Annotated in this window: 24 protein-coding genes; 9 read left to right on the top strand and 15 right to left on the bottom strand. The window is 49.3% G+C overall.

The annotated features are described in order from the left end of the window. The first annotated feature begins 648 nt into the window (after window positions 1-648). The 4 genes from FD01_RS04665 (at window position 649) to FD01_RS04650 (ending at window position 6,058) form a co-directional block, all read left to right on the top strand. Window positions 649-1,323 (top strand): type 1 glutamine amidotransferase domain-containing protein, encoded by a 675-nt coding sequence (locus FD01_RS04665; RefSeq protein WP_054716821.1) that lies wholly within the window; start codon window positions 649-651, stop codon window positions 1,321-1,323. Beyond that, window positions 1,320-2,414 carry an NADH-dependent flavin oxidoreductase gene (locus FD01_RS04660; RefSeq protein WP_054716824.1) on the top strand — a complete coding sequence of 365 codons (1,095 nt, stop codon included), beginning with the start codon at window positions 1,320-1,322 and terminating at the stop codon, window positions 2,412-2,414. Before FD01_RS04665 ends, FD01_RS04660 begins: the two co-directional genes overlap by 4 nt. A 154-nt stretch (window positions 2,415-2,568) precedes the next feature. Continuing rightward, complete coding sequence (locus FD01_RS04655) at window positions 2,569-4,287, top strand: ABC transporter ATP-binding protein (RefSeq protein ID WP_056962880.1); 1,719 nt, start codon at window positions 2,569-2,571, stop codon at window positions 4,285-4,287. Continuing rightward, window positions 4,265-6,058 (top strand): ABC transporter ATP-binding protein, encoded by a 1,794-nt coding sequence (locus tag FD01_RS04650; protein ID WP_404820705.1) that lies wholly within the window; start codon window positions 4,265-4,267, stop codon window positions 6,056-6,058. The genes FD01_RS04655 and FD01_RS04650 overlap by 23 nt, the downstream gene beginning before the upstream one ends. Window positions 6,059-6,158: 100 nt before the next feature. Here FD01_RS04650 and FD01_RS04645 read toward each other — a convergent pair whose 3' ends face one another. Then, window positions 6,159-6,989, bottom strand: a complete 831-nt coding sequence (locus FD01_RS04645; protein ID WP_056962875.1) for an aldo/keto reductase — start codon at window positions 6,987-6,989, stop codon at window positions 6,159-6,161. Window positions 6,990-7,070: 81 nt separating this feature from the next. Between FD01_RS04645 and FD01_RS04640 the strand changes: the two genes are divergently transcribed. Together FD01_RS04640 and FD01_RS04635 are read left to right on the top strand one after the other, a co-directional pair. After that, on the top strand, window positions 7,071-7,712 hold the full coding sequence (locus FD01_RS04640; RefSeq protein WP_054716827.1) for an ABC transporter ATP-binding protein: 642 nt from the start codon (window positions 7,071-7,073) through the stop codon (window positions 7,710-7,712). A gap of 2 nt (window positions 7,713-7,714) precedes the next feature. Beyond that, window positions 7,715-8,476, top strand: a complete 762-nt coding sequence (locus FD01_RS04635; RefSeq protein WP_056962873.1) for an ABC transporter permease — start codon at window positions 7,715-7,717, stop codon at window positions 8,474-8,476. A gap of 128 nt (window positions 8,477-8,604) precedes the next feature. On the opposite strand, the gene FD01_RS04630 is transcribed toward FD01_RS04635, so the two are convergent. The 9 genes from FD01_RS04630 to FD01_RS04590 all read right to left on the bottom strand — a co-directional run bounded on the left by FD01_RS04630 (window position 8,605) and on the right by FD01_RS04590 (window position 13,281). Next, on the bottom strand, window positions 8,605-8,880 hold the full coding sequence (locus FD01_RS04630; RefSeq protein ID WP_082611682.1) for a type II toxin-antitoxin system RelE/ParE family toxin: 276 nt from the start codon (window positions 8,878-8,880) through the stop codon (window positions 8,605-8,607). Next, window positions 8,877-9,173, bottom strand: a complete 297-nt coding sequence (locus tag FD01_RS04625) for a type II toxin-antitoxin system RelB/DinJ family antitoxin (protein WP_054716830.1) — start codon at window positions 9,171-9,173, stop codon at window positions 8,877-8,879. The genes FD01_RS04630 and FD01_RS04625 overlap by 4 nt, the downstream gene beginning before the upstream one ends. A 194-nt stretch (window positions 9,174-9,367) precedes the next feature. Next, on the bottom strand, window positions 9,368-9,856 hold the full coding sequence (locus tag FD01_RS04620) for a GNAT family N-acetyltransferase (RefSeq protein ID WP_054716833.1): 489 nt from the start codon (window positions 9,854-9,856) through the stop codon (window positions 9,368-9,370). A 40-nt stretch (window positions 9,857-9,896) separates the two neighbouring features. After that, the gene (locus FD01_RS04615; RefSeq protein WP_056962868.1) at window positions 9,897-10,742 is read right to left on the bottom strand and encodes a DegV family protein; all 846 of its coding nucleotides are present in this window, start codon (window positions 10,740-10,742) and stop codon (window positions 9,897-9,899) included. A 149-nt stretch (window positions 10,743-10,891) separates the two neighbouring features. After that, complete coding sequence (locus FD01_RS04610) at window positions 10,892-11,254, bottom strand: DUF1093 domain-containing protein (protein WP_054716836.1); 363 nt, start codon at window positions 11,252-11,254, stop codon at window positions 10,892-10,894. A gap of 113 nt (window positions 11,255-11,367) precedes the next feature. Beyond that, window positions 11,368-11,640 (bottom strand): DUF1048 domain-containing protein, encoded by a 273-nt coding sequence (locus FD01_RS04605; RefSeq protein ID WP_056962866.1) that lies wholly within the window; start codon window positions 11,638-11,640, stop codon window positions 11,368-11,370. Between the two features lie 4 nt (window positions 11,641-11,644). Beyond that, a complete protein-coding gene (locus tag FD01_RS04600; protein ID WP_056962864.1) occupies window positions 11,645-12,007 on the bottom strand; it encodes a DUF1048 domain-containing protein in 363 nt (120 codons plus the stop codon). A 1-nt stretch (window position 12,008) separates the two neighbouring features. Then, entirely contained in the window at window positions 12,009-12,329 is a 321-nt protein-coding gene (locus FD01_RS04595; protein WP_054716846.1) for a PadR family transcriptional regulator, read from the bottom strand. 58 nt (window positions 12,330-12,387) lie between these two features. Further along, window positions 12,388-13,281, bottom strand: coding sequence for a helix-turn-helix transcriptional regulator (locus FD01_RS04590; protein WP_056962862.1), 894 nt, complete (start codon window positions 13,279-13,281; stop codon window positions 12,388-12,390). A gap of 90 nt (window positions 13,282-13,371) precedes the next feature. Here FD01_RS04590 and FD01_RS04585 point away from each other — a divergent pair, with 90 nt between their 5' ends. The 3 genes from FD01_RS04585 (at window position 13,372) to FD01_RS04575 (ending at window position 15,480) form a co-directional block, all read left to right on the top strand. After that, the gene (locus FD01_RS04585) at window positions 13,372-13,761 is read left to right on the top strand and encodes a GyrI-like domain-containing protein (RefSeq protein ID WP_054716856.1); all 390 of its coding nucleotides are present in this window, start codon (window positions 13,372-13,374) and stop codon (window positions 13,759-13,761) included. Between the two features lie 182 nt (window positions 13,762-13,943). After that, complete coding sequence (gene pnuC / locus FD01_RS04580; protein ID WP_054716859.1) at window positions 13,944-14,678, top strand: nicotinamide riboside transporter PnuC; 735 nt, start codon at window positions 13,944-13,946, stop codon at window positions 14,676-14,678. Between the two features lie 97 nt (window positions 14,679-14,775). Further along, entirely contained in the window at window positions 14,776-15,480 is a 705-nt protein-coding gene (locus tag FD01_RS04575; protein WP_056962860.1) for a deoxynucleoside kinase, read from the top strand. Between the two features lie 820 nt (window positions 15,481-16,300). Here the strand turns inward: FD01_RS04575 and FD01_RS04570 are convergent. From FD01_RS04570 to FD01_RS04550, 5 genes are all read right to left on the bottom strand, one after another. After that, window positions 16,301-16,576, bottom strand: coding sequence for a cupin domain-containing protein (locus tag FD01_RS04570; protein WP_156647270.1), 276 nt, complete (start codon window positions 16,574-16,576; stop codon window positions 16,301-16,303). After that, window positions 16,566-17,654: a GGDEF domain-containing protein gene (locus FD01_RS04565; RefSeq protein WP_054716866.1), complete on the bottom strand. Its 1,089-nt coding sequence runs from the start codon at window positions 17,652-17,654 to the stop codon at window positions 16,566-16,568. Before FD01_RS04565 ends, FD01_RS04570 begins: the two co-directional genes overlap by 11 nt. 326 nt (window positions 17,655-17,980) lie before the next feature. Beyond that, complete coding sequence (locus FD01_RS04560; RefSeq protein ID WP_054716869.1) at window positions 17,981-18,373, bottom strand: iron-sulfur cluster biosynthesis family protein; 393 nt, start codon at window positions 18,371-18,373, stop codon at window positions 17,981-17,983. Window positions 18,374-18,514: 141 nt separating this feature from the next. Next, window positions 18,515-21,046 carry a M1 family metallopeptidase gene (locus FD01_RS04555; protein WP_056962858.1) on the bottom strand — a complete coding sequence of 844 codons (2,532 nt, stop codon included), beginning with the start codon at window positions 21,044-21,046 and terminating at the stop codon, window positions 18,515-18,517. Window positions 21,047-21,125: 79 nt separating this feature from the next. Further along, a partial coding sequence (locus tag FD01_RS04550) for a GGDEF domain-containing protein (RefSeq protein WP_056962856.1) occupies window positions 21,126-22,059 on the bottom strand: 934 nt, incomplete at its 5' end.

Genomic DNA, 22,059 nt, shown 5'->3' with positions numbered 1-22,059 from the left:
GCAAAGAAAATACCGTTAAATCAAGATTAGTACTTGACTAACGGTAGAAAAAACCACGGCCCAGCATGTGATTCACTGGCCCGTGGCCCTGCTCGATTTGTTCAACTTTTGATTCGACTGGTCTGCCAGTCTCAGATGATGCAGTGGGTGAATTCAAGAAAGCCAAGCTTCCTCCAAGGTCAGTGGCCTGACACGCTTGTCGTTGTCCCAAACACACAAGCATAGGTTGGTTTGTCCTACGAGTTTGCTCGTTTACCCTGGTTTGTCGCGTACCCAACGCGACTTCTCAGTGCTGCACTCTGGGTATTAGGTCTGGAGCCAGTGTCACCACTTTTTCCAGTGAGCGTCCCGGCGGAGTCAAAGGATCACCTCGCGCGCTGCAGTCGCGCTGCCTTCGATTCCGTGGAATCCATCGTTAAGATAGCATGCTAGAAATGACTTTGCAAACGTTTTCTATACGGAAATGCAATCTTAATAAATTCTCAGTGGTGGATAAAGAATGGTTTATTCACGAAAATTACTATCTTCATGATTTCATACATTCCAATCAAGCATATGACATTCCCAGATTTCGAATGACTCGCACGTTGACATCCCCTACTTAACTCTTATACTGAAAGTAGCTTACAAATGATAAGGAGCGATTATATGACTAAAGCACTCATTGTCGTCACCAACCACGCCCGCTTTGACGGGACGAACCGCGCCACTGGTGTGTGGTTTTCTGAAGCGACGCACTTTCATGATGTCATGAGCCAAAATGGCATCGCCGTCGATTATGTTTCCCCTGAAGGCGGCTACGTGCCACTGGATCCGGCATCACTCACCCAAATGGATGATTTGAACTGGACTTATTATGGCGACCAAAGTTATCGGCAAAAATATCTCGCTCATTCCCTGTCTCCGATCCAAGTTGACCCGACCCTTTATGATATTATTTATTTCGCCGGGGGTCATGGCGTGATGTGGGACTTTCCGAAAAACCAAGCGCTTGCAGACATCGCCAAAAAGATCTATGCCCAAGGTGGCGTCGTTTCTGCAGTTTGCCATGGCGTCGTCGGCTTGTTGGCCATGGGGGATTTCATCAATGGCAAAAAGCTCACCGGCTTTACGAACGAAGAAGAAGACATCAATCAACTGACCACCATGGTGCCATTTTTAGCTGAAGATGCACTGAAAGCAGCTGGTGCCGATTATTCTAAAGCCGATCCGTTCACAGAACATGTGGTTGTGGATGGGCGCTTGATCACCGGTCAAAATCCGCAATCTGCACATGGCGTTGGCCAAAAAGCAGCCGATTTGCTGCAAGAGGCGCTTCAATGACCCAATTTTCGAACCCGTTCACCTTTAAATCTGGCGTCACCATTACCAATCGCTTGGTGATGTCGCCGATGACCACCCAACAAAGTTTTTACAATGGCACGGTCACCCAAGACGAAATTCAATATTACGCCGATCGCGCCAAAGGTTTAGGCGCGATCATCACTGGGGCGGCCAATGTGCAAGCCCAAGGCAAAGGCTGGCCTGGTGAATTGTCGATTGCAACTGATGATATGCTCCCGCAATTGCATGCTTTAGCTGGGGCTATTCAAGCCCAAGGCGCCAAAGCCATTGTGCAGATCTTCCACGCTGGGCGAATGACGCATGCGGCGACTTTAATGGGCGAACAACCAGTTTCTGCCAGTGCGGTTGCGGCTTTGCGTCCTGACGCTGAAACACCGCGGGCGATGACCACCGATGAAATTCACGACACCGTCATTGCCTTTGGAGAGGCTACTCGCCGCGCGATTCAAGCCGGATTTGATGGCGTTGAATTGCACGGCGCCAACACCTATTTACTGCAACAATTCTTCTCGCCGCATTCCAATCGGCGCGAAGATGATTATGGTGGTAGCCGAGAAAAACGGTATCGCTTCATTAAAGAAGTCCTCGCTAGCGTTTTTGCAGCAGTGGAAAAATATGCTGATCACCCATTTTTAGTCGGCTATCGCCTTTCGCCTGAAGAATTTGAAACCCCTGGCATTCGCTTTGACGACACGCTGTGGTTGTTGGATCAATTGAAAGCCACGAACTTGGATTATGTGCATATCTCGTTAAATGCATATGATCGGGTGGCGCGAGATGATCAGCATGATCAAAAATCAATTTTAGCTTATGTCCATGATCATTTGACAGGACAGTTGCCATTGATCGGCGTCGGCGGTGTGCGCACGCGCCAAGACGTGAATCATGTGTTGCAAAATGCGGAACTCGTGGCAGTCGGCCAACAATTGTTATATGACCCAAGCTGGGCAGTGAAGTTAGCCACAGGGGCTGACGACGCGATACTGCAAGTGCCTTTTAAAGAAGCGGTGAAATTTGTCCCGCTGAACACCCCACTGCATGATTTTGCCGCAGCGCGTTTTCAGCATTGAGCGCCAGCAACTCGAATTTGCTCAAAAAACTGGCTTCAAACTTGCCAGCCGGCAAATCTTGTTTTAACATAACCCTATCAATAGCGTTACGGATCCTTAGTCCTTACTAGGCGCAGGATCAGTGACGCTTTTTTCATGGAATGGAGTTGACAGCATGTTTGCCATTATTATGCATCACACACACGGCCGGGCGCGGTGGGCCTTTTTCCTCGCCCCTTTGATCATGCTCGGCGAAGTGTCGTGTGATTTACAACAGCCAACGTTAATGTCGCAGATCATCGACACGGGCTTGGCCCACGGCGACGGCCAATACGTGTTGCACCACGCACTGTTGATGCTGATGTTTGCCGTGCTGGGATTGATTTGCGGTGCGACTTGCGGAACCTTGGGCAGTTATGCCTCCTTAAAAATGGGTGAATCCCTGCGCGCTGAAATGCTACAAATCGCGTTATCATCACGCGATGCCGCAGGACTCAAGCCAGCCACGTTGATCACGCGCATCACCAATGACGTCACCCAAATGCAAAATTTGGTGATGATGGTCACCCGAGGCATGGTGCGCGCGCCGATGCTATTGCTTGGCGGCATTGTGATGTCCACCTTGGTTTGTCCTGACCTCGCGCCGATTTTATTTATCATTATGCCAATTCTGGTGATCTTCATTTTGATCGTGATGCGACGCTCGTTGCCTTTGTATACCCAAATGCAAGCCGCAGTGGATCGCGTCAACCGCGGGATGCGCGAAAACTTGCAAGGCGCAAAAACCATTAAGTCCTATGTACTTGAGGACCATCAATTCGCCGAATTCAAACAAGCCAACCAGAACTTGCAAACCACCAGCCTCAATGCGGCGATGGCGACTGTCACCTTAGCGCCAGTGATTCAATTGCTGTTAAATCTGGGCGTGGTGATCGCGTTGAGTTATGGCGGCAGCTTGGCCATTCATGGGTCGATTTCTGATGGTCAAATCATCGCCTTTGTCAATTATATGATTCAAATCACCACGGCCATGATTCAAACTGCCAACATCATCACTGCCTTTTCGCGGGCGATCACCTCTGCCGCGCGGGTACAAGCAGTGCTTGATGAAACTGCGCCAATGCCTCAAGCCAGTGCGCCACTGCCAAATGCCAGTTCGATTGAATTTGCGCATGTGACGTTTGGTTTTGATCAAAGTACACCGATTTTAAATGATGTGTCGTTTGTGGTGCCTGATGGTCATAGCCTCGGCATCGTCGGCCCCACTGGCGCTGGGAAAACCACTTTGATCAATTTGTTGACGCGTAGCTTTGACGACTATTCAGGAAAAATCACGATCGGTGGCACGGATATTCAAACACTCTCGTTGGCTGATGTGCACACTAAAGTCAAAGTGGCGCTGCAAGATGCCATTTTATTTGCTGGCACGATTGCGTCCAACTTGAGCTTTGGCGGCGCTGCTACCCCAGAAGCCTTGTCCACTGCCGCGCAAATTGCCGATGCCAATGAGTTCATCACCCCCTTAGCGAAACAATTTGATGCCCCAGTCGAACAACGCGGGAAAAATTTTTCTGGTGGCCAGCGTCAACGCTTGAACTTAGCGCGGGCGTTCACCAATGATCCTGACATTGTGGTGCTCGATGATGCCACCAGTGCGGTGGATCAAAGTACCAACGCTGAAATCAAACAACAACTCGCCCAGGCTCGGCAACATCAAACCACCTTGATTATTTCCCAACGGGTGACCAATGTGATCGATTGTGATGAAATTATCGTGTTGGAAGCCGGAAAAATCACGGCGCGCGGCGATTCACAAACCGTTTATCAAAATTCTCCATTTTATCGACAATTGGTGGATACACAGTTAGGAGGTGGCCGCCATGCAAATGAATAGACCGCGCCGCAACATTCATCGAGAAAAAGTCAGTGTCGGTGATTGGAAAGCCACGATCAAACGGCTGTGGCATTACTTAGCCAACAGTCGCAAGTTTTTGGTGATCGTTTTCCTGTTAACGGTGATCACCACCGTTGTCACCATTGTCGGCACGCGCATCAACGGGATCGTGATCGATCGCTACATCTCCCATCATCAACTGCACACCTTGCTGCTGGTGTGCGGTATCATGGCCATTGTGTATGTGATCGCCAGCGTCGCCGTGTATTTTCAAAACAGCTTGATGATCTCGGTGGCGCAATCCACCAGTGCTGCCATTCGCCAAGATGTGTTTAAAAACTTGCAACACCAGCCGATGCGCTATTTCGATACGCATGATAATGGCGATGTGATGAGTCGCTTGACCAATGATGTCGACAATATCAACAGTGCTTTGATGCAGACTTTTGTGCAGTTGTTCACTGGGATCATTTCGATCATCGGTATGGGCGCGGCAATGCTTTGGCTGTCGCCTGTCCTGTTTGCCATCACCTTGTTAGCCACTGTCGCGACCTATTTATTCTCGCGAGGCGTCGCGCGCTTAACGCAAAAAGCGTTTATGACCCAACAAGTGGCCCTAGGCAGTTTGAACACGCAAATTGAAGAATCGGTTTCTGGTAAACAAGTGGTGCAATTATTCAATCATTTGGATGCGACGCAAGCACATTTTGATGAAACCAATCGGCGCTATACGCATGCTGCGTTCATTGCGCAAGCACTGTCGAGTATCATCGGGCCGTTCAACAACATGACCAACAATGTCGCATACGTGCTGATCACAGCCGTTGGCGCGGCGTCGATTTTAGGGCATGTCGGCAGTATCACCGTCGGCGTGATTTTTACCTTTTTAATTTATTTGCGGAATTTTACCGGACCGATTAATAACTTATTGGATCTGATCAATACCTTACAATTATCGTTGGTTTCAGCCCAGCGGGTGTTTGAGTTAATCGATGCGCCACGCGAAAGTGATTTACCTGACGCAGTGGCGGTGACCCATACTGATGGTGCCGTCGCTTTTGATCATGTCAGCTTCGCCTATGACGACACGCGCACGATTTTACATGATATCGATTTGCAAGCCAAACCAGGCGCAGTGGTGGCGTTAGTCGGACCCACTGGTGCGGGCAAAACGACGATCATGAATTTATTAACCAACTTGTATCCCCTGCAACAAGGGCGTGTTTTGCTCGATGATCGCGATGTGACCACCATCAAGCGCGCGAACTTGCGGCATTTGATCACCGTGGTGCAACAAGAATCCTACTTATTCACCTTATCGATTCGCGAAAACATTCGTTTAGGCCGCCCGGAAGCCACGGACGCAGAAGTTGAACAAGCTGCCATTGAAGCCAATGCGCACACCTTTATCACGCAATTACCAAATGGCTACGACACGATGTTATCGGAAAATGCCAGCGCCTTGTCGATCGGTCAGCGCCAATTGTTGAGTATCGCCCGCGCCTTTGTCACCCAAGCGCCGATCCTGGTACTCGATGAAGCGACCGCCGCGATCGATTCCAACACCGAAGCCTTGATTCAAGCGGCGATGAGTAAGTTGATGCAAGGCAAAACTAGCTTTGTGATCGCCCATCGGTTATCGACCATTCAAGCGGCGGACTTGATTTTAGTCATTGATCAAGGGCATGTGATCGAACGCGGGACCCATGAATCCTTGTTAGCTCAAAATGGCTTTTACGCCCAACTATACAATGCGCAATTTGACGCGTAAACGCAAAATCGCCCAACCTCATTGCAAAGGTTGGGCGATTTTTTTATCGAATAGCATCGCACGTGCCAAAAAATGAAAGCGGTGTTATGCTATAAGGAAGTTAGAATTCTTCATAAGTGGCTGGATCCTGGCCTTTGGTGCGGCCGTCTGGTTTGGTGAGTTGGGCGATGGCGGCCATTTCTTGATCGGTCAGTTCAAAATCAAACACGTTGAGGTTTTCTTTTTGGCGACTGAGATGGGCAGACTTGGGAATGGTCATCACGCCGAGTTGTAAGTCCCAGCGCAAAATCACTTGACTGATGGTTTTGCCGTGAGCCTGGGCGATGGCTTGCAAAGCTGGTTCTTGCAACACGGCACTGGCGCGGCCCAGTGGACTCCAAGCAGCCGTCAGCACATGACGCTCGGCATCCGCCTCGATTTGCTTGGCTTGATTGAAGTAAGGATGCAATTCGATTTGGTTGACGACTGGCATCACGCCGGTTTCAGCATAGAGCCGATCGAGATGTTCCGGCAAAAAGTTGCAAACCCCAATGCTTTGCACCAAGCCGAATTTTTGCGCAGCGATCAAGGCTTGCCAAGCTTCCACATATTGGTCGCGTTTGGGATTCGGCCAGTGGAGTAAGTACAAGTCAAAATGATCCAAGCCACTGCGAAATAAACTTTCTTGTAAATGGTCGATGGCATCTTGGTAGTGGTAATAGCGCCCTGGGAGCTTGGATACCACCGTCAGTTCATCGCGCGCCACACTGGAGCGGCGAATCGCCTCGCCCACTGCGCCTTCATTTTCATAATTATACGCGGTATCGATCATCCGATACCCGGCGTCGATGGCACTTTGAATCGCGCGGACGCCGCTGATCCCATTGAGTTTGTAAGTGCCAAAGCCTAAAGCCGGCACTGATTGTCCGTCAGCGAGTTGATAGTTGAACATATTTGCCTCCTGATTGAAATTTGGTTTCACGTTCAGCTTAAAACCCGAAATTTTACTTGTCAAATTGAAAGGTGGCGCCTTATGCCGAATATTTTTGCATTGCATCAAGTCAACCTCACCCTTGAAGACAAACCCATTTTACAAGACATCAACTTACAAGTCCCGACCGGTGCTTATCTCACCCTCACCGGCCCATCCGGTTCTGGCAAAAGCACGTTGTTGCGGGTGTTGGCCACTTTGCTCACCCCCACCAGCGGCACCATCAGCTTTGATGGTAAGCCGCAAGCCGACTACCCCAAAACCGATTACCGGAAACTGGTTTCTTATTGTTTTCAACAGCCGAGTTTGTTTGGCGACACCGTCCAAGATAATCTCGCCTTTCCGTTTATGATCCGGAAAATGGATTTTGACGAAAACCGCGCTCGTCAAGCTTTGCAAAGTGTCGATTTGCCAGAAAGCATGCTGACGGCTAAAATCACCAGCTTAAGTGGCGGGGAAAAACAACGGGTCGCATTAATCCGCAATTTACTGTTTCCGCCAAAAGTGTTATTGCTAGATGAAGTGACGACTGGCCTAGACCCAGACACCAAAGCCATCGTCCATCAATTGATTGAAACTTATCATCGCCAAGGCATCACGGTGATCGCCGTGACGCATGATGAAACCGAAGTCGCCAAAGCCTCGACGTTGTTGCGCTTGGTGGCAGGACGATTGGAGGATTAACCATGCAAAACAATTTAATCGTATCGCCCACTGCGTTGACTTTGGCCGTGGTGTTGGTGATGATTGCGTTAGCCATTAACTTCAAAGAAAAAATTGGTCTAGAGCACGACTTGGTCATCGGCGTGGTGCGCGCTGTCATTCAACTTACCGTGGTCGGTTACGTGCTGACTTATATTATTCGCGTCGATCGATTGTGGCTCACGGCGTTGATGGTCGCCATCATTATCGGCAACGCTGCGGTCAATGCCCGCGGGCGCGCCAATGGGATCCCACATGCTGGACTGATTTCACTGGTCGCGATTTCGGTGGCGACCTTGTTAACGCTGGGCTTTTTATTGATCGCGCATGCCATCGCCTTCATCCCCAGCCAAGTCGTGCCGATCACCGGGATGATCGCCAGCAACGTGATGGTCGCCATCGGCTTGTGTTATCGCCAACTCAATGCCGGCTTTCACGACCAGCGTCAAGCCATCATGGAGCGCTTAGCGTTAGGTGCCGATCAAAAACAAGCCGCCATCACCATTGTGCGCTCAGCGATTCGCACGGGAATGGCGCCGACTATCGACTCGGCCAAAACAGTCGGCTTGGTCAGTTTACCAGGGATGATGAGCGGGTTGATTTTTGCTGGGGTCGACCCGACCAAAGCCATCATGTACCAAATCATGGTGACGTTCATGTTGCTTGGCGCCACCAGTTTAGGTAGTGTGATTGCCGCGTATCAAGCTTATCCGCAATTTTTCAATCGTGATTTACAGTTGCGTTAAACGAAAATATCGCCGCCTTTTTAAAAAGGACGACGATATTTTTTTACAAATTTAGACTGCACATTTGCAATCTTGTTCAAACAATCAGCGTCGTAACAGGTTTGTTTAACCAGTCACATTCCTAAGACCTAGTGATGCGACCCCGTTTGTAGCAATAGTACCACGGTCCCATCATCTTTTAATTGATACTCGATGACCCAATCACTTGCACGCTGACCAACGTGGATTTCACGAAAAGCTTTTTTATTCCCGGTCAACTGATGATCCCAAAGCCGTTCAAGTTCGGCTTGGTCTTCTTTCAACAATGCTTCAACAGAATGATCAAGCAGCGCCATATTCCAACCTGAACGCTTTAATCGCTTATATTGTTTTTTGTAGGTGTGAGTATACTCAACGGCTCTCATAGCTTATCCATCGCCGCTTTATACGCAGCATAATTATCGGCATGCTCAACTCGACCTGCCTTAACATCGGCTAGGGCATCAGCCAAAGTTGCGTCAAGTGGATCAGCGGCACTTGGCGTAAATGGCATGCGCTGATCATGTGCAACTTGATTGAGATAAATACTGATCCCAGTGCTCATATCCATGCCCATGGCTTTGAAAGCTGCCATTGCGGCATCTTTTGTTTGCTTATCAATACGAGCCTGAACAGTTACGCGCACTTCTGATTTTGATCTTGATTTAGTTGAAGACATTCAAACGCCCCCTTTGATATTATACTTTAATGTTATCATTCTAAATGCAGTTGTCAATATATCACATGCAAATAGCATGTCATAACGTTGCAAATTGCCGTCATTCATCCGTCTAGCCTCATTGATCGCAGATAAAAATTCGAGACATAAAACGAAAATATCGCCGCCTTTTTAAAAAGGACGACGATATTTTTTTACAAATTTAGCACTAAGTTGTACCACACTTCCCCAGCATGGCTAGAAGCCGATACCCCTTCATTCACATAACCATTGGCTTCATAAAACGGTACTAACCGCTTCAAACAGGTTAACGTGATGGCTTGGCGATGCTGAGCCGTGGCTACGGTTTTCAATTGCGCCAACAACGCTGACCCTAACCCGCGATGTTGAGCCGTTGGGGAAACCGCTAAACTCAACACGGACTGATATTGGGCGCTTTCTGCATTCGGCCGCGCATCGACAAATAAATCATCAGCTAAATAGCGCTGATCGATGGCTGGGCCAACGATGTAGCCGAGCACTTGATTCTTTTCCGAAGCGACAATAAAGGTATCTGGGTATTGCGCAATGCGCGCTTGCATCGCGGTTTGAGTCGCCGCTTCATCTGGCGTAAAGCCGGCGTTTTCAATGGGCATGATTTGTGAGAGATCTGCGGGTTGAGCAGCGCGAAACTTGAGGGTCAAAAGCCAACACTTCCTATTATCAGTTGTCTTTAGTGTAGCATTACGGGTTTTGCACCGCTACCCCGATCAACCCAGGCCCGGTGTGTACGCCGATCGCCGGTGAGACTGATCCCGTGAATTCAACGTGGCGGCCGGTGGCTTCGATTTGGGCAGTCACCTCATGCAACAACTCGAAATTCGCGCCATGTGCGACGGCAATGGTCGCGTGCGGGCCTGCAGTCGCCAACGCGATGTCGATCAATTTCTGCACGGCTTTTTTCTCAGAGCGAACTTTTCCGACGGCGATGATCTCCCCGTTATCGTTCACAGACAACAACGGTTTGATGTTGAGGACACTGCCAAGCGTGCCGGCGACTTTGCCGATGCGCCCGCCGGCTTGCAAATAGGTGAGGCTGGGAATGTATAACCACACGCCAGAATGCTGAATTGAATGTTGGACCGCGGCAATCACGTCGGCGAATTCCTGACCGTCAGCGATCAGCTTCAAAGCGTATGCGACCAGCAACCCACTGCCGATGCCAGCACTTTTAGTATCTAATACCATCACTTGACCCGCTTTGAATTCTTGAGCCGCCAAGCGCATGCCCTGATACGTCGCTGACAACGCGCCAGAAATCGACAAGGCTAAAATCTTAGTGTAGCCGGCGTTGAACAGATCTTGCATATGCGCTGCGACCACTGCTGGTGCGGGACTGGCAGTCTGCGGCAAATTGTTTGGGGTTAAATGCGCATAAAATTCATCCGGCGTGAGATCGACGCCGTCTAAATAATCCACCCCATTTTGGCGGACGTTTAACGCGACGATGGCGAGATTTGGGGATGCAGCGATCACACTTTGTGGGACATCACAGCCGGAGTCGACCAAAACGGCGATTTTTTCTGACATGTTTTTCCTCCTGAATTCGATGTTACCGTGATGATACCGATTTTCGATGAGTTTGTAAACGGGGTGAACTAAATTTAATTTTTATCTGCCAGCGCAAAAAAGCGCCAGCCCGATTGTAATCGAGCTGACGCATCATCATTATTTTAATTTCAATAGCGCGGCTTGACTGATGTCGTTGGCTTGCACTTCATGATAGCCCGTGACATACGCCCTTTAGCTTTCAGCGCCAAGTAGTGATCCAACTTGAACTGCTTCATCCCCGTGAATTCGATCGGACGAGTATTGCCTTTGGCGTCAACGGCAGTTTGTTTGTAAACTGGGGTACCATAGCTGTCTTGTGAATCAGGTTTCGTGGTTTTGACGTAAATGGTTTTTTCCGGCACCAAAGGGTTAAGGGAGTCGACGACTGCGGCAACTTGACTGCTACTTTGCGCAGTGGCGAACTTTGCGCCAAATAAGACGGCGACCACCAGTACCGCTACTGTGGCCAAACTGATCAAAATCTTTTTCATTTTCTTTGCCTCCAAGCAATTGATGTTTCTAGCATAACGAGAATTGCTTGTGAGGTCTTGCGCTAAGCGATGGATTTTCAGTTCAGCCTTGAGACCGAAAAAACACCCCGACGTCAAGCCGAGGTACGCGCATTTAAAATCAAGTCATTGGCAAACTTGCCGACATCATCCCCACACACTGCCAACACATCGAGGCCTTCTGCGGCACTGGTTTGAAAGAGTTCCAACAATTGCGTCAACACGGCGCCAGTATCATGCGGGACATACGGGGCGACTTTGAAGGCATAATTTTGAATCGCATCAAACACGATCACATAATCTTTGGGCAAGGCTTTAACTTCTTTTCGGAAAGCCAGCCAAGCTTTTTTATCTGAAATCACGCTCATCTGCTTACCTCCCAAGTTTTAGGTGGACGTGACGATTGAGCTGGGCGCCCATTTTTTCCAGTAACAATGGGATGCCATTGGCGTTGGCCGCTTGCGTCGCAAAACTGGCTGGATCAGTCCCCAATGCGTCATCGATCAACAAGCCATCGCCGGCTGCTTCTTCTAAATAATCCACCAAACCCGCAAACACTGGCATCAAATCGCGCCCGGTAAAGCTCGCCGACACGTTCATGCCACTCATCAATGCCGCCTGCATTTGCGCCCAAGCTTCTGGGTAGCCAGCAGGTAGTTGGTCAATGCGCTTGGCATAAGCTTTTAAATCTGCCGACATATCATTGCCGGTGATGGTATTCCAAAAACTGACCATGTTAAGCCTTCCTTAATTGCGTCATTTTGCCAGCAAGAAAATCCCACCTGGCCCAAAAATTCGTCAAATATTCTTGCCCTGCTGCATTCAATGAATAAAACTTGCGCTGGGGGCCAAGCGTTGACTTGCGGCGTTCGACCTCCAATAAGCCTTGTTTTTCCAAGCGCAACAACACCGTGTACACCGTGCCTTCAACGATATCTTCAAGGCCCAGGTCTTGTAAATATTTAGTGATTTCGTAACCGTAAGTTTCGCCTTGAGCAATGTGTTGCAACACGATGCCTTCTAAGGCGCCTTTCAATAATTCTGTTAATCCGTTCATCGTCTACTCCTTAGTGTTGCTAAGTACATGACTATAATATGGCTAAGTAGCCGGATTGTCAATCTTGCATCGCCCACATTTGTTTGAGATAAGCGCGATAGCCTTCGCGAAACTTTTCTGGCCCGACTACTTTCAAGTTCGTCCCGCATTGCGCCAAAAAGCGGTACGTGTCAGGATTATCGCCAACGGGTAACACCGCATCAAAGTCGGCCTCGCGATTATCAGTGATCACTTGTTGGCCAAAATGCGCCACCACAAAACTGCGGCAGGCTTGTAAGCCAGTGACGTTTACGTCGACGCGCTGCCCATCCCCGCCGCCACCTTGCCAGCCTAACGGCACGTTAGCTCTCGGCCTAAACTCAGCTTGTTCGATCAGCGCCGTCATGCGCGACACCCGAAACGTGCGAAAGGCCTGGCGCTCCGTCGCATACCCCACCAAATACCAGCTGGTGTTGCGCCACAATAGTTGATACGGTTCAACCAAACGGCTCGTTGCCACCCCATTGCGATCGTAATAGTCAAAGGCGATGAAGTGATGCGATCGGATCGCTTGTTGCAAGGTTTGCACGACAGCAGATAAATTCTGTGCTCCATTGAAGTCGATGGCGAGACTGCGGTTTTTTGTGGTTGGCAATAAGCCGGAGACTTTGGTTAAGGTCATCGCGACATCTGGATCCACGAGCAGGGCATCGAGTCCCTGAACTGCGGCGAGAATATTTTGCAGATCTTTCACACTTAATAAGCGCTTGTCGATTTTGTAAGTGTCGAGCAGCCGAAACCCACCGTTTACGCCTCGGGTGGCGACGACTGGAATGTGCGCAGCAGACAAGTGATCCATGTCACGTAAAATCGTGCGCTTGGTGACTTGGAATAAATCCGCAAAAGTTTGCGCTGAAATGGTGTCTTGGGCCAACAACATCATCACGATATTGATCAAGCGATAAGTTTGCATTTTTTCTGTGCTTTCTATTGAAATGATGACAGCTAGATGTCACCTTTCTCCTATTATACTCAAGTCATCATCTAAATGGAGGCAACCCTTATGCAAATCGATCACTTTGGTTCTGTCACCCTCGCCGTCACTGACAACTTGGTCAGCTTGCCGATGCCTGAAGCGCTGGCCAATTTATCCAAAGCCAAGCTCGTCGCCGCCCGCCAAGCCGAGTTCACTTATCACGCGGTCAATGCCAATGTTGACGGCCAACAACATTACTTTGTGGAAACTGGTGACGACCACAGCACTTATACCTTGCCGGCAGGTGATTATGCGACATTTAAAATGACCCGCGCGAATCGCTTAGCCTTGGATCAATTCATCGGCCAAGCGTATGGCAAAATCGCACAAGCTGGGTATCGCCCCGCCGGCAATTACAACTTAGAAACGTTAAGTGACGCGATGTTTACCGTTCAGATCCCCGTGGTGAAAGCTTGACTTCAAGCGATCGCCAGCCAAATTCACTTGGCCGACGATTTTTTCTGTAAATCGTTTGCATCTATCTCATTAATTGTGCGACCCCGTTGCCATACCACCAAAATATTGTGGATACAAGACTAGCATCCACAAAATATTGTGGCATAATAGTTTTTGCAATTATCATTTAGGGGGCACTATTGATGAACGAATCACAGAACTATTTCAGCTGGCTGTTTAACCAATTAAAAGGTTGGCCACAACAAAACTACTACTTGTTTTATTTCGCGTTAGGCGCACAACTGATGACGTTGGTTAACGCACCGATCACGCCGGTGGCTTTGATCACCTTCTTTGGGACGATGATCGGGGTATTATGTGTCTTGGCAATCAACGCCACCAAAGCCGTTAACGGCTGGTTGGGCTTGATTTCCGCTGCTTGCTTTATTTTTGTGGGCTTCACGGCCAAGAACTACTTATCCATTTTCGAACAAATCGCTTATGTGGTCACCTTGGATCTGCCTGTGTTGATCTCGGTGCGCACTTGGAACGACGACACGGCCAACAACCTCAAGCGCTTTGCCGCTAAGCAATGGGTCATCTCCATTGCCTTCACGTTAGTTGTTTGGGCAGTTTCTGCCGTGCTCATCGGCAAGTTCACCAACGACCCACGCCCGATTTTTGATGGGATGGCCTTTGCCATTTCCTTAACTGGTGGGATCGTCTGCTTCTTGCGTTACAACAATCAATACTTCTGGTGGTTGTTCTCCGGGATCGCCCAATTGGTTTTATGGGCGATCACCTTTGCCCAAGGGGATGCATCCTTGGCGATGGCCATCAACTCTTCCATTTATGTCATCAACGACATTTTAGCCTTCACGGTCAGCCCTTGGTTTAACACTGGCCGCCGCAAGTTAGGCTTGAAGGAAATCCACTAAGATAGTAGTATTAAAACATTGACGTCTCAATTGGCGAGCAGCTTTTGCTCGTCTTTTGTGCTGTAAAAACGACAAACAGATGAAAGAAGTCTAATCCATGATTTATATTCTCGGCTCCATCGGCGCTGGCAAAACCTCGCTGACTCGTATCTTGTCTAAAGACCTTGCTGCGCCTGCTTATTATGAAGACGTTGAAGGCAATGGCATGATCGCCAACATGCTCAACAAGTTCTACGCAGCTGGCGCAGACAGCCGTAAAACAACGGCGACGATTTTGCAGATCGCCTTTTTGACCTTCCGTTATCAACAACTCAAAAAAGCCTTGGTCCAAGACAACGCGGTGATGGATTCGAGTTTGGAATCTGATTTTGTTATGGCTAAGCAACTCCACGACAACGGCGAAATCGATGATATCGACTACAACGTTTACGTGACGCTTTCCCAAGAAATGCAAGCCAACGTCAATGGCTCTCCTTTCAACGGCTTACCAGATTTAGCGGTTTACTTACAAATCGACCCAGAACACGAAATCGATGAAATTCAGTCCCGTGGCCGCGAAATGGAAGATATTCGCGAAAAGCCGGAATTGGTGGATTACTACCACCGCGTGAACCATGCCTACCGCGATTGGTCCAAAGGCTACACAAGATCGACGATGATGACCATCAACCGCGACGACTTAGATTTCGTCAATGACAAAACCGACCGCAATGCGGTGCTTGATGCCATTGAATCAAAGCTCGTGGAACTTGGTAAGTTATCCCCAGAACGCTTTGCAGAAATCAAGGCAGCCCGGGCCTGATCCAATTGATATCCATAGGTTGAGACATCATTCGTCTCAACCTATTTTTTTATTTCGCTGTCCGGCATCGTGAGGGTTTCATGGCAGCCATCAGGTGCCAGTGGTCTCGCTGCGTTACGTAACTGAAATCATCTCTCGTGGCCGGCCGGCTCCAGAAATCGGCACAAACCGCCGATGTTCTTATGCCTGAATTCAAAGCCGAAACCCGCGTCTTTGAATTCGCCTGAAATATTAGCGGAGCCAGAAGACCACTGTCTCCGCTAATATTTCTGCCACGTTCGATGATTTCAGTTCCTCCACTCCGCCAGACCACTGGCACCTGATGGCTACGAAACGTCCATTACCAACGTCTATGTGACGATCAATTCAGAAATACGGTCGCACGTAAGCGGATTGAATTTGTAAGCTAGTAATCACAACGAACAAAATCTGGGGGCTGCGATGGTTTGGTAGAACGGAGGTGAATTGGACCATTGCCCGCGAAAGTGTTAGCAAGTGAGACGCAGATTTGTGGCGGCTCGCGCGGATTTCACCGGCAAATTTTGAAACGGAGCGGGTTTCTCCGTTTCAAAATTTAGGCGAAGGAACATCGGCCCGGGTTTGGCCGATTTCCGTAGCCGGCCGCACCGGCAACTGGCCCAATTCATCGCAGTGGCGAAAAACCTCGCAGCCCCCAGAGTTTCGGGCCACTAGGCAATTGGTAAGGCTACTGGAGGATCGAAAACATGCTGTCGATGCCGGTGCGCATTTGCATCAAAACGGCATTTTACGCGCCAAACAAAATCCCCTTAGACCACAATGGCTTAGGGAGATTTCAACATTATTCCGCTAACACGCCATGCACCACCAGCACTTCACCATCTTCAACCGGCGCTTCTAGCCAGTGAAATTCGGCTGGCTGCATAACGATCGCTTGACCGGGAACTAACGTCGTTTCAGCGCCATCGGTGTGAAACGTGATCTGACCTTTGATCGCGACGACCGTCACCGTCATTAACGAACGGTGGCGCTTGACCTGAGTACCTTTGGGGATCACCAAGCGGACAATACTTAAATGCCGCTGAGGTGACGCGGATGTGCCTAATTTATGCAGCAATGATTTGATCACGCCCAAGATGCTTGGCGCGATACAAATTCTCATCGGCGCGGCCAATCAAATTCACTAAGTTCTCGCTGATGCCTAGACACTGACACATCCCCATAGACAAGGTGATCCGCAAGTCCGGGTAAGTCTTTGAAACTTGCAAGGTCTTTAAGCGTTGCGTATAAGTTTCCAGTTCACGTTTGGCGTCGGTGGCACTCAGGCTGTACAAGTACACGCTGAATTCTTCGCCACCAATGCGATATAAGCCGCAGTAATAATCTTTTTGGGCCAGATATGTCTCGAAGTCCTTAGCAAAGCTGATCAATACTTCATTGCCGACGAGATGCCCATAAGTATCATTGATCATTTTAAAATGATCAATGTCGACCATTGCCAAGTGTAACGGTTTTTGCGGATCACTACGCAGCAAGGTTTGATACCGGCGATAATCCCGGCGAAACAGGGATAACGTCCGGACACCAGTCAATTCATCATGGGCGCTGGAGTAAAACAGACGCTGGTTTTCGTGATGCCGCACGATCATCACCCGATCATACCAATGGGCCGCATATAATACCGGCAAACAAAGCGCCCAAGCCGCAAGTGCGGTGCCGCCATCGAGCTGATCAGCTAACGCAGCGATGCTCCATAAACCGGCGGACAACCCCACCAGATTCAACATCACCCGCCACTCACGCTGAGCCACCCACATCCGATGATAGTTGCTCAACGCTACTAGCGCCAACACCGCAAGCGACCCCAAACTCAAAAGAGCCGACACATGCGACAGCGGCAAGCTGATCAGCCACCCTGCCACCAACCCGAGCCCATAGATGCGCGGGTCCTGCGCGCGAGTGCTTAAGTGAATGACCGCGCCGACAGACAATGCAATTTTGATCCAAGGCGACAGTGGGAGCATATGGATCAAGGCGACCACGACCACCAGATACAACACGATCGGCAAGCCATCAGGCATATGTTTGTTGAAGCGCATCGCATAAGCATGCGGCACCATTTCGTGGATGGTGTCGACGGTCCCGACAAACCCCGTCATGAAGAAGCATAAATAAAATATTAAATCGGCTAACACGCTGCGGCCCCCTTCGCGCACAATTTAATCGATATGTAATTATAAATATACCAGATGTTAATACACGCTAACAGTCAAAAGTCGGCATTATTGTCAAAAAAAGCAAAAAAAACAAATATTTCTATTCGTTTTTTTCAATCATATGGCTGAGACATCAAGCGAACTTAGCCACGCGCAAAAGGCGCCTGACGAGTAAATCCCGAACTTAGGATTTGCTTGGCAGGCGCCTTCTACGCAAATGCATTGCTTGATGGCTCGTACAATCTGGCAATTGTCGCGTTGATTTGATTGCCTTTAATGATGTCTTGGTTTCTTGTCAATGCAACTTAGCAGCTGACCCCGGCAACGGTCAGGCCTTGGTGAAATGCAGCTAAAACTTCTGAGCCCTTGGCAATTCGCAACCCGTCGTCAAAGCGGTGGGCATTATCTTTGAGGCGGATCTGATGATCGACAAAGTCTAATTGTAACCCCGCTTCTAAAAACAACAAATCGTAATCAGAGCTCCATAACTTAAGCCCGGCAGGATTTTGCAAAGCCACTGGATAATCTGAGTCTGGCTGGTCCACTTCGATCAACGTGAATTTTGAGCCGATGGTACAAGCCCCGCCTTGCAAGGAATATTTGTCCCCACCATCATCAGCGATCAAAATCAAATCTTTGTCGGCCAAGCCCTTGTCACGGATCAATTGGACGAATGCATCAGTTAAGGTAATTTGCATGATTGCGCCTCCTTATTTTTAATTAGTATCGCATGCCACCACGAAATTTACAATCGCGTAGGCGCAAGAGGACAGTCCCCTGATAGAAACCAGATACAAAAAAACAAGCCGTCAATTGCGACAGCTTGTTTCTCAAGAAATTTACTTGATGGCTTTAGCGATAGCAGCATTGACACTGTCAGCTTCAGCGTTGATCAAGGCGACGCGCCCGGCGATGACCGCCGTATCCATATCGATTTCCCGCGTCAAGCTGGCGTCACCACGCTTTGGGGTGAAGAATTCAGTGAATTCATCCAAGCGTTGTTGCGTGTGGAAGACCCGCGAGATCACGGTGATGTAAGTTGGGAATTCCATATCTCCGCCAACGGTGTCGTTCAACCAACCCCAGCTAGCGCGGAACCAGTTCCAAGTCGCTTGTTGGCCAGCAGGATTAGCCAAAACGCCGGCAAACCAAGCGCGCAGATCTTGCGGCTTGATCGTGTCGGCATCTTGGAACGCAGTCACGATCGTTGCGATCTGATGGGCATCTTTGGTCTTAGTCAAGGCTTGCGCCAAGTCGCGACGATATGAAGCGTCAGCCGTGGTGCGATAGTCGTTGAGCAATTGGTCAAAGACCGTCGCCGTGCCGAAGTTTTGCATTTCATTGGTTAAAATGAACACGCGCACATCAGCCGGTAAGTTGATCAAGTCCTTGGCGTGGGCCTCGTATTGTTCATGCGCGGCAAGTTGCGCCTGAGGATCTTGGCTGTACAAGGCTGCACTCAACACATAAGGTCGGGCCAAAGTATCATCGTTAGAATCGGTAGCGCGCGGCAGCCAACCTAATGCTTTGAGGTTTGCCGCGGATAATTGACCATACAAGGTTTGCAGCGCCTGTTCTGCATCAGAGTCTGGCGTCGTGAATTTTTTCAAGTTGCCGGCTAAGCTATACAGGGACATGTTAACGAGGTTTGAGCGGCTGTTGGCGAATTGTTTGAGCAATGGCACCACTGCGGCGTAGGTCAATTGTTGGCCTTCTGATAACAAGCGTAAGTCTTGCAAGATTTGCATTTGGGTGATCGGATCCAAGCTGGCAACATCTTTGAGCAAGTCCGCCATCAACGTATCATCGTATTCCACGATAAAATGCGATTCGTTGCCATCATTTAGGCGCAAAGCGTGACCGGCTTTGGCGCGCAGATCAGCGTAATTGCCGAGATCTAACGTCGTGGTGGTCAACAACTTTGGGGCATCGAAGTTGGCTTTCAATGGGATCTGCCACAAACGACCTTGTGGCGTATTGGCGCCGATGAAGAATTGCTTTTGGCTGAGTTGTAAGTGACCGTCAACAACTGAGGCATCGACGACTGGATAGCCTGGTTGTTGTAGCCAGCCTGCCATCACGGCGCCGACATCGATCCCAGACGCTTCGCCTAATGCCGCCCACAAGTCTGCGCCAGTGGCATTGCCATATTGATGCGCGGCAAAGTAAGCTTTCAAGCCTTTACGCAAAGCGTCATCGCCGATCAACGCGCGCACCATCACTAACATCCGCGAGCCTTTGGCATAAACGATCGCGCCATCAAACAAACTGATGATTTCAGCTGGGTCATTAACGTCAACATGGACGGATTGCACCCCATCAGTAGCATCGCGTTGTAAAGCAGCCGTGGCTTCGTCGGTTTGGAAGACTTCCCAAATGTGCCAGTCTGGCTCTAACGCGTCAACAGCGACATATTCCATCATGTTGGCAAAGGATTCGTTCAACCACAGATCATCCCACCACTTCATGGTGACCAAATCGCCGAACCATTGATGGGCGAGTTCATGGGCAACCACAGTAGCGACGCGTTGCTTCATTTCCAACGAGGTGTTGGCTGGATCAACGGTCAAATAAGCTTCGCGGTAAGTGACCAAGCCCCAGTTTTCCATCGCGCCAGCGGAGAAATCAGGCAAGGCCAATTGGTAAGAATGTGGTAGTGGATATGGGGTTTGGTAGAAGTCTTCATAAAATTCGATACTGCGCTTGGCGATATCCAAGGCAAAATCCAATTCGTTGGCCGCATGGGCTTTGGTGGCAAACACACCGATTTCAACCCCGGACTTGGTATGAGTGAGCTTTTTTTGCAAGTCGCCAAACGCAAAGGCGACCAAGTAGGTGGACATTTTCACCGTGGTGTCAAAATAATGCACGCCATTTTCGACTTTGACTTCTGGCATATTGGCAATAATGGTTTCGCCGCGTTGTTCGTCGAACTTCACCGCGACATCAAAGGTGGCTTTGGCTTCTGGTTCGTCGATGCTTGGGAAGGCTTGGCGGGCCGCGGTGGTTTCAAATTGGGTGCCGATCAACTCCTTGCGCTGACCGTCAACATTATAATAGGAAGGATAGATCCCCATCATGGTGTCGGTGAGCTTGGCGGCATAAGTAATCGCAAGCGTTGTGTCACCAGCTTTTGGTAAGTCGATGCGGACGCATTCTCCCTCATCGTCCACCGTAAAGCCGACCGATTTGCCATCGGCTTCAACGGCTTCGATGCTCAAGAATTTCTGGTGAACGGCGATTTGTGATGCCGCTGCGTGACCAGTGATTTCAGTGTGACCGTTGATGGTTTTATGCGCCCGATCAATGTCCAAATAGACGTTATAATGTGACGGTTGGAATGTTTCAAATAAATGTGTTAATTTTGCCATTAGGAATCCCCCAATTATTTAAAATCTGATGAAGCTTATTATACACTTCTCACCAAAAAACGGCGACTGTTATGCTCAGTCACCGTTGGGTAAGCGTTTGGCCATTGATTGTCACGGTATTACGGCCAGCGCGCTTGGAATTATATAAGTATTGATCCGCACGATTGTAGACATCTAAATAATTCTGATCATCGCTGCGGGAGCGGTCTTCGCCTAGGCTGACTGTGATTTGAAAGGGCTGCCCGGCTTCGGAAACGAAATGTAGCGCCCCGAGTTCGTCATGAATACGCCAAGCGATTTTTTCGGCTTGTTTGATGCTAGGCACGATTTGGGGAATGATCAACGAGAACTCCTCGCCACCAGTGCGATAACAGCGCACATCTGGATACCCGAGATGGTTGGCCACCACTTCCATGCGCGTGGCCACTGCTTCGAGCACTTGATTGCCCATTAAATGCCCATAGCGATCATTGATCCCCTTGAAATGGTCGATATCAAAGGTATACAACGCAAACGGCGTGCCGCTGATTTGACTTTGCTGGTAAATCGTTAAGAGATCTTCATTGAAGACGCGGAAATTATTCAATTGCGTCAACTCATCGATGCGCGCTTCGGATTTGAGTAAGGCGGTTTTCGCCCGCTGGCGCTTAACACCAAAATGCACCATCCACAACAAGCCAGCCAAAACCAAACATGACCCCACTTCCCACAGCCACCCCACGTCGATGCCGCGCAGTGAGAGATAGTTGATGATCATAAAAGGCGCGGCAAACAAAACGGCAAACGGCAGATAACACCACCAGATATGGCCGATCGGTTTAGCGTAACGTTGCGCGACCCACATCAAAATCAGCGTCGCCAAATAAAATCCGGCCCACAAAGGCGCGTGGGGCAACCACCAATACCAAACTAATAACGTGGTCGCCAAACTCAGCCACACCAGGCGCTTTTGATTACACTTGAATTTACAATTGAAGTGGAACACTAAGAAAAAAGACTGACCCACTAGGAGA

The organism is Lacticaseibacillus manihotivorans DSM 13343 = JCM 12514 (assembly GCF_001435035.1).
Lineage (GTDB): Bacteria > Bacillota > Bacilli > Lactobacillales > Lactobacillaceae > Lacticaseibacillus > Lacticaseibacillus manihotivorans.
This window is presented reverse-complemented; position numbering and strand designations above follow the sequence as displayed.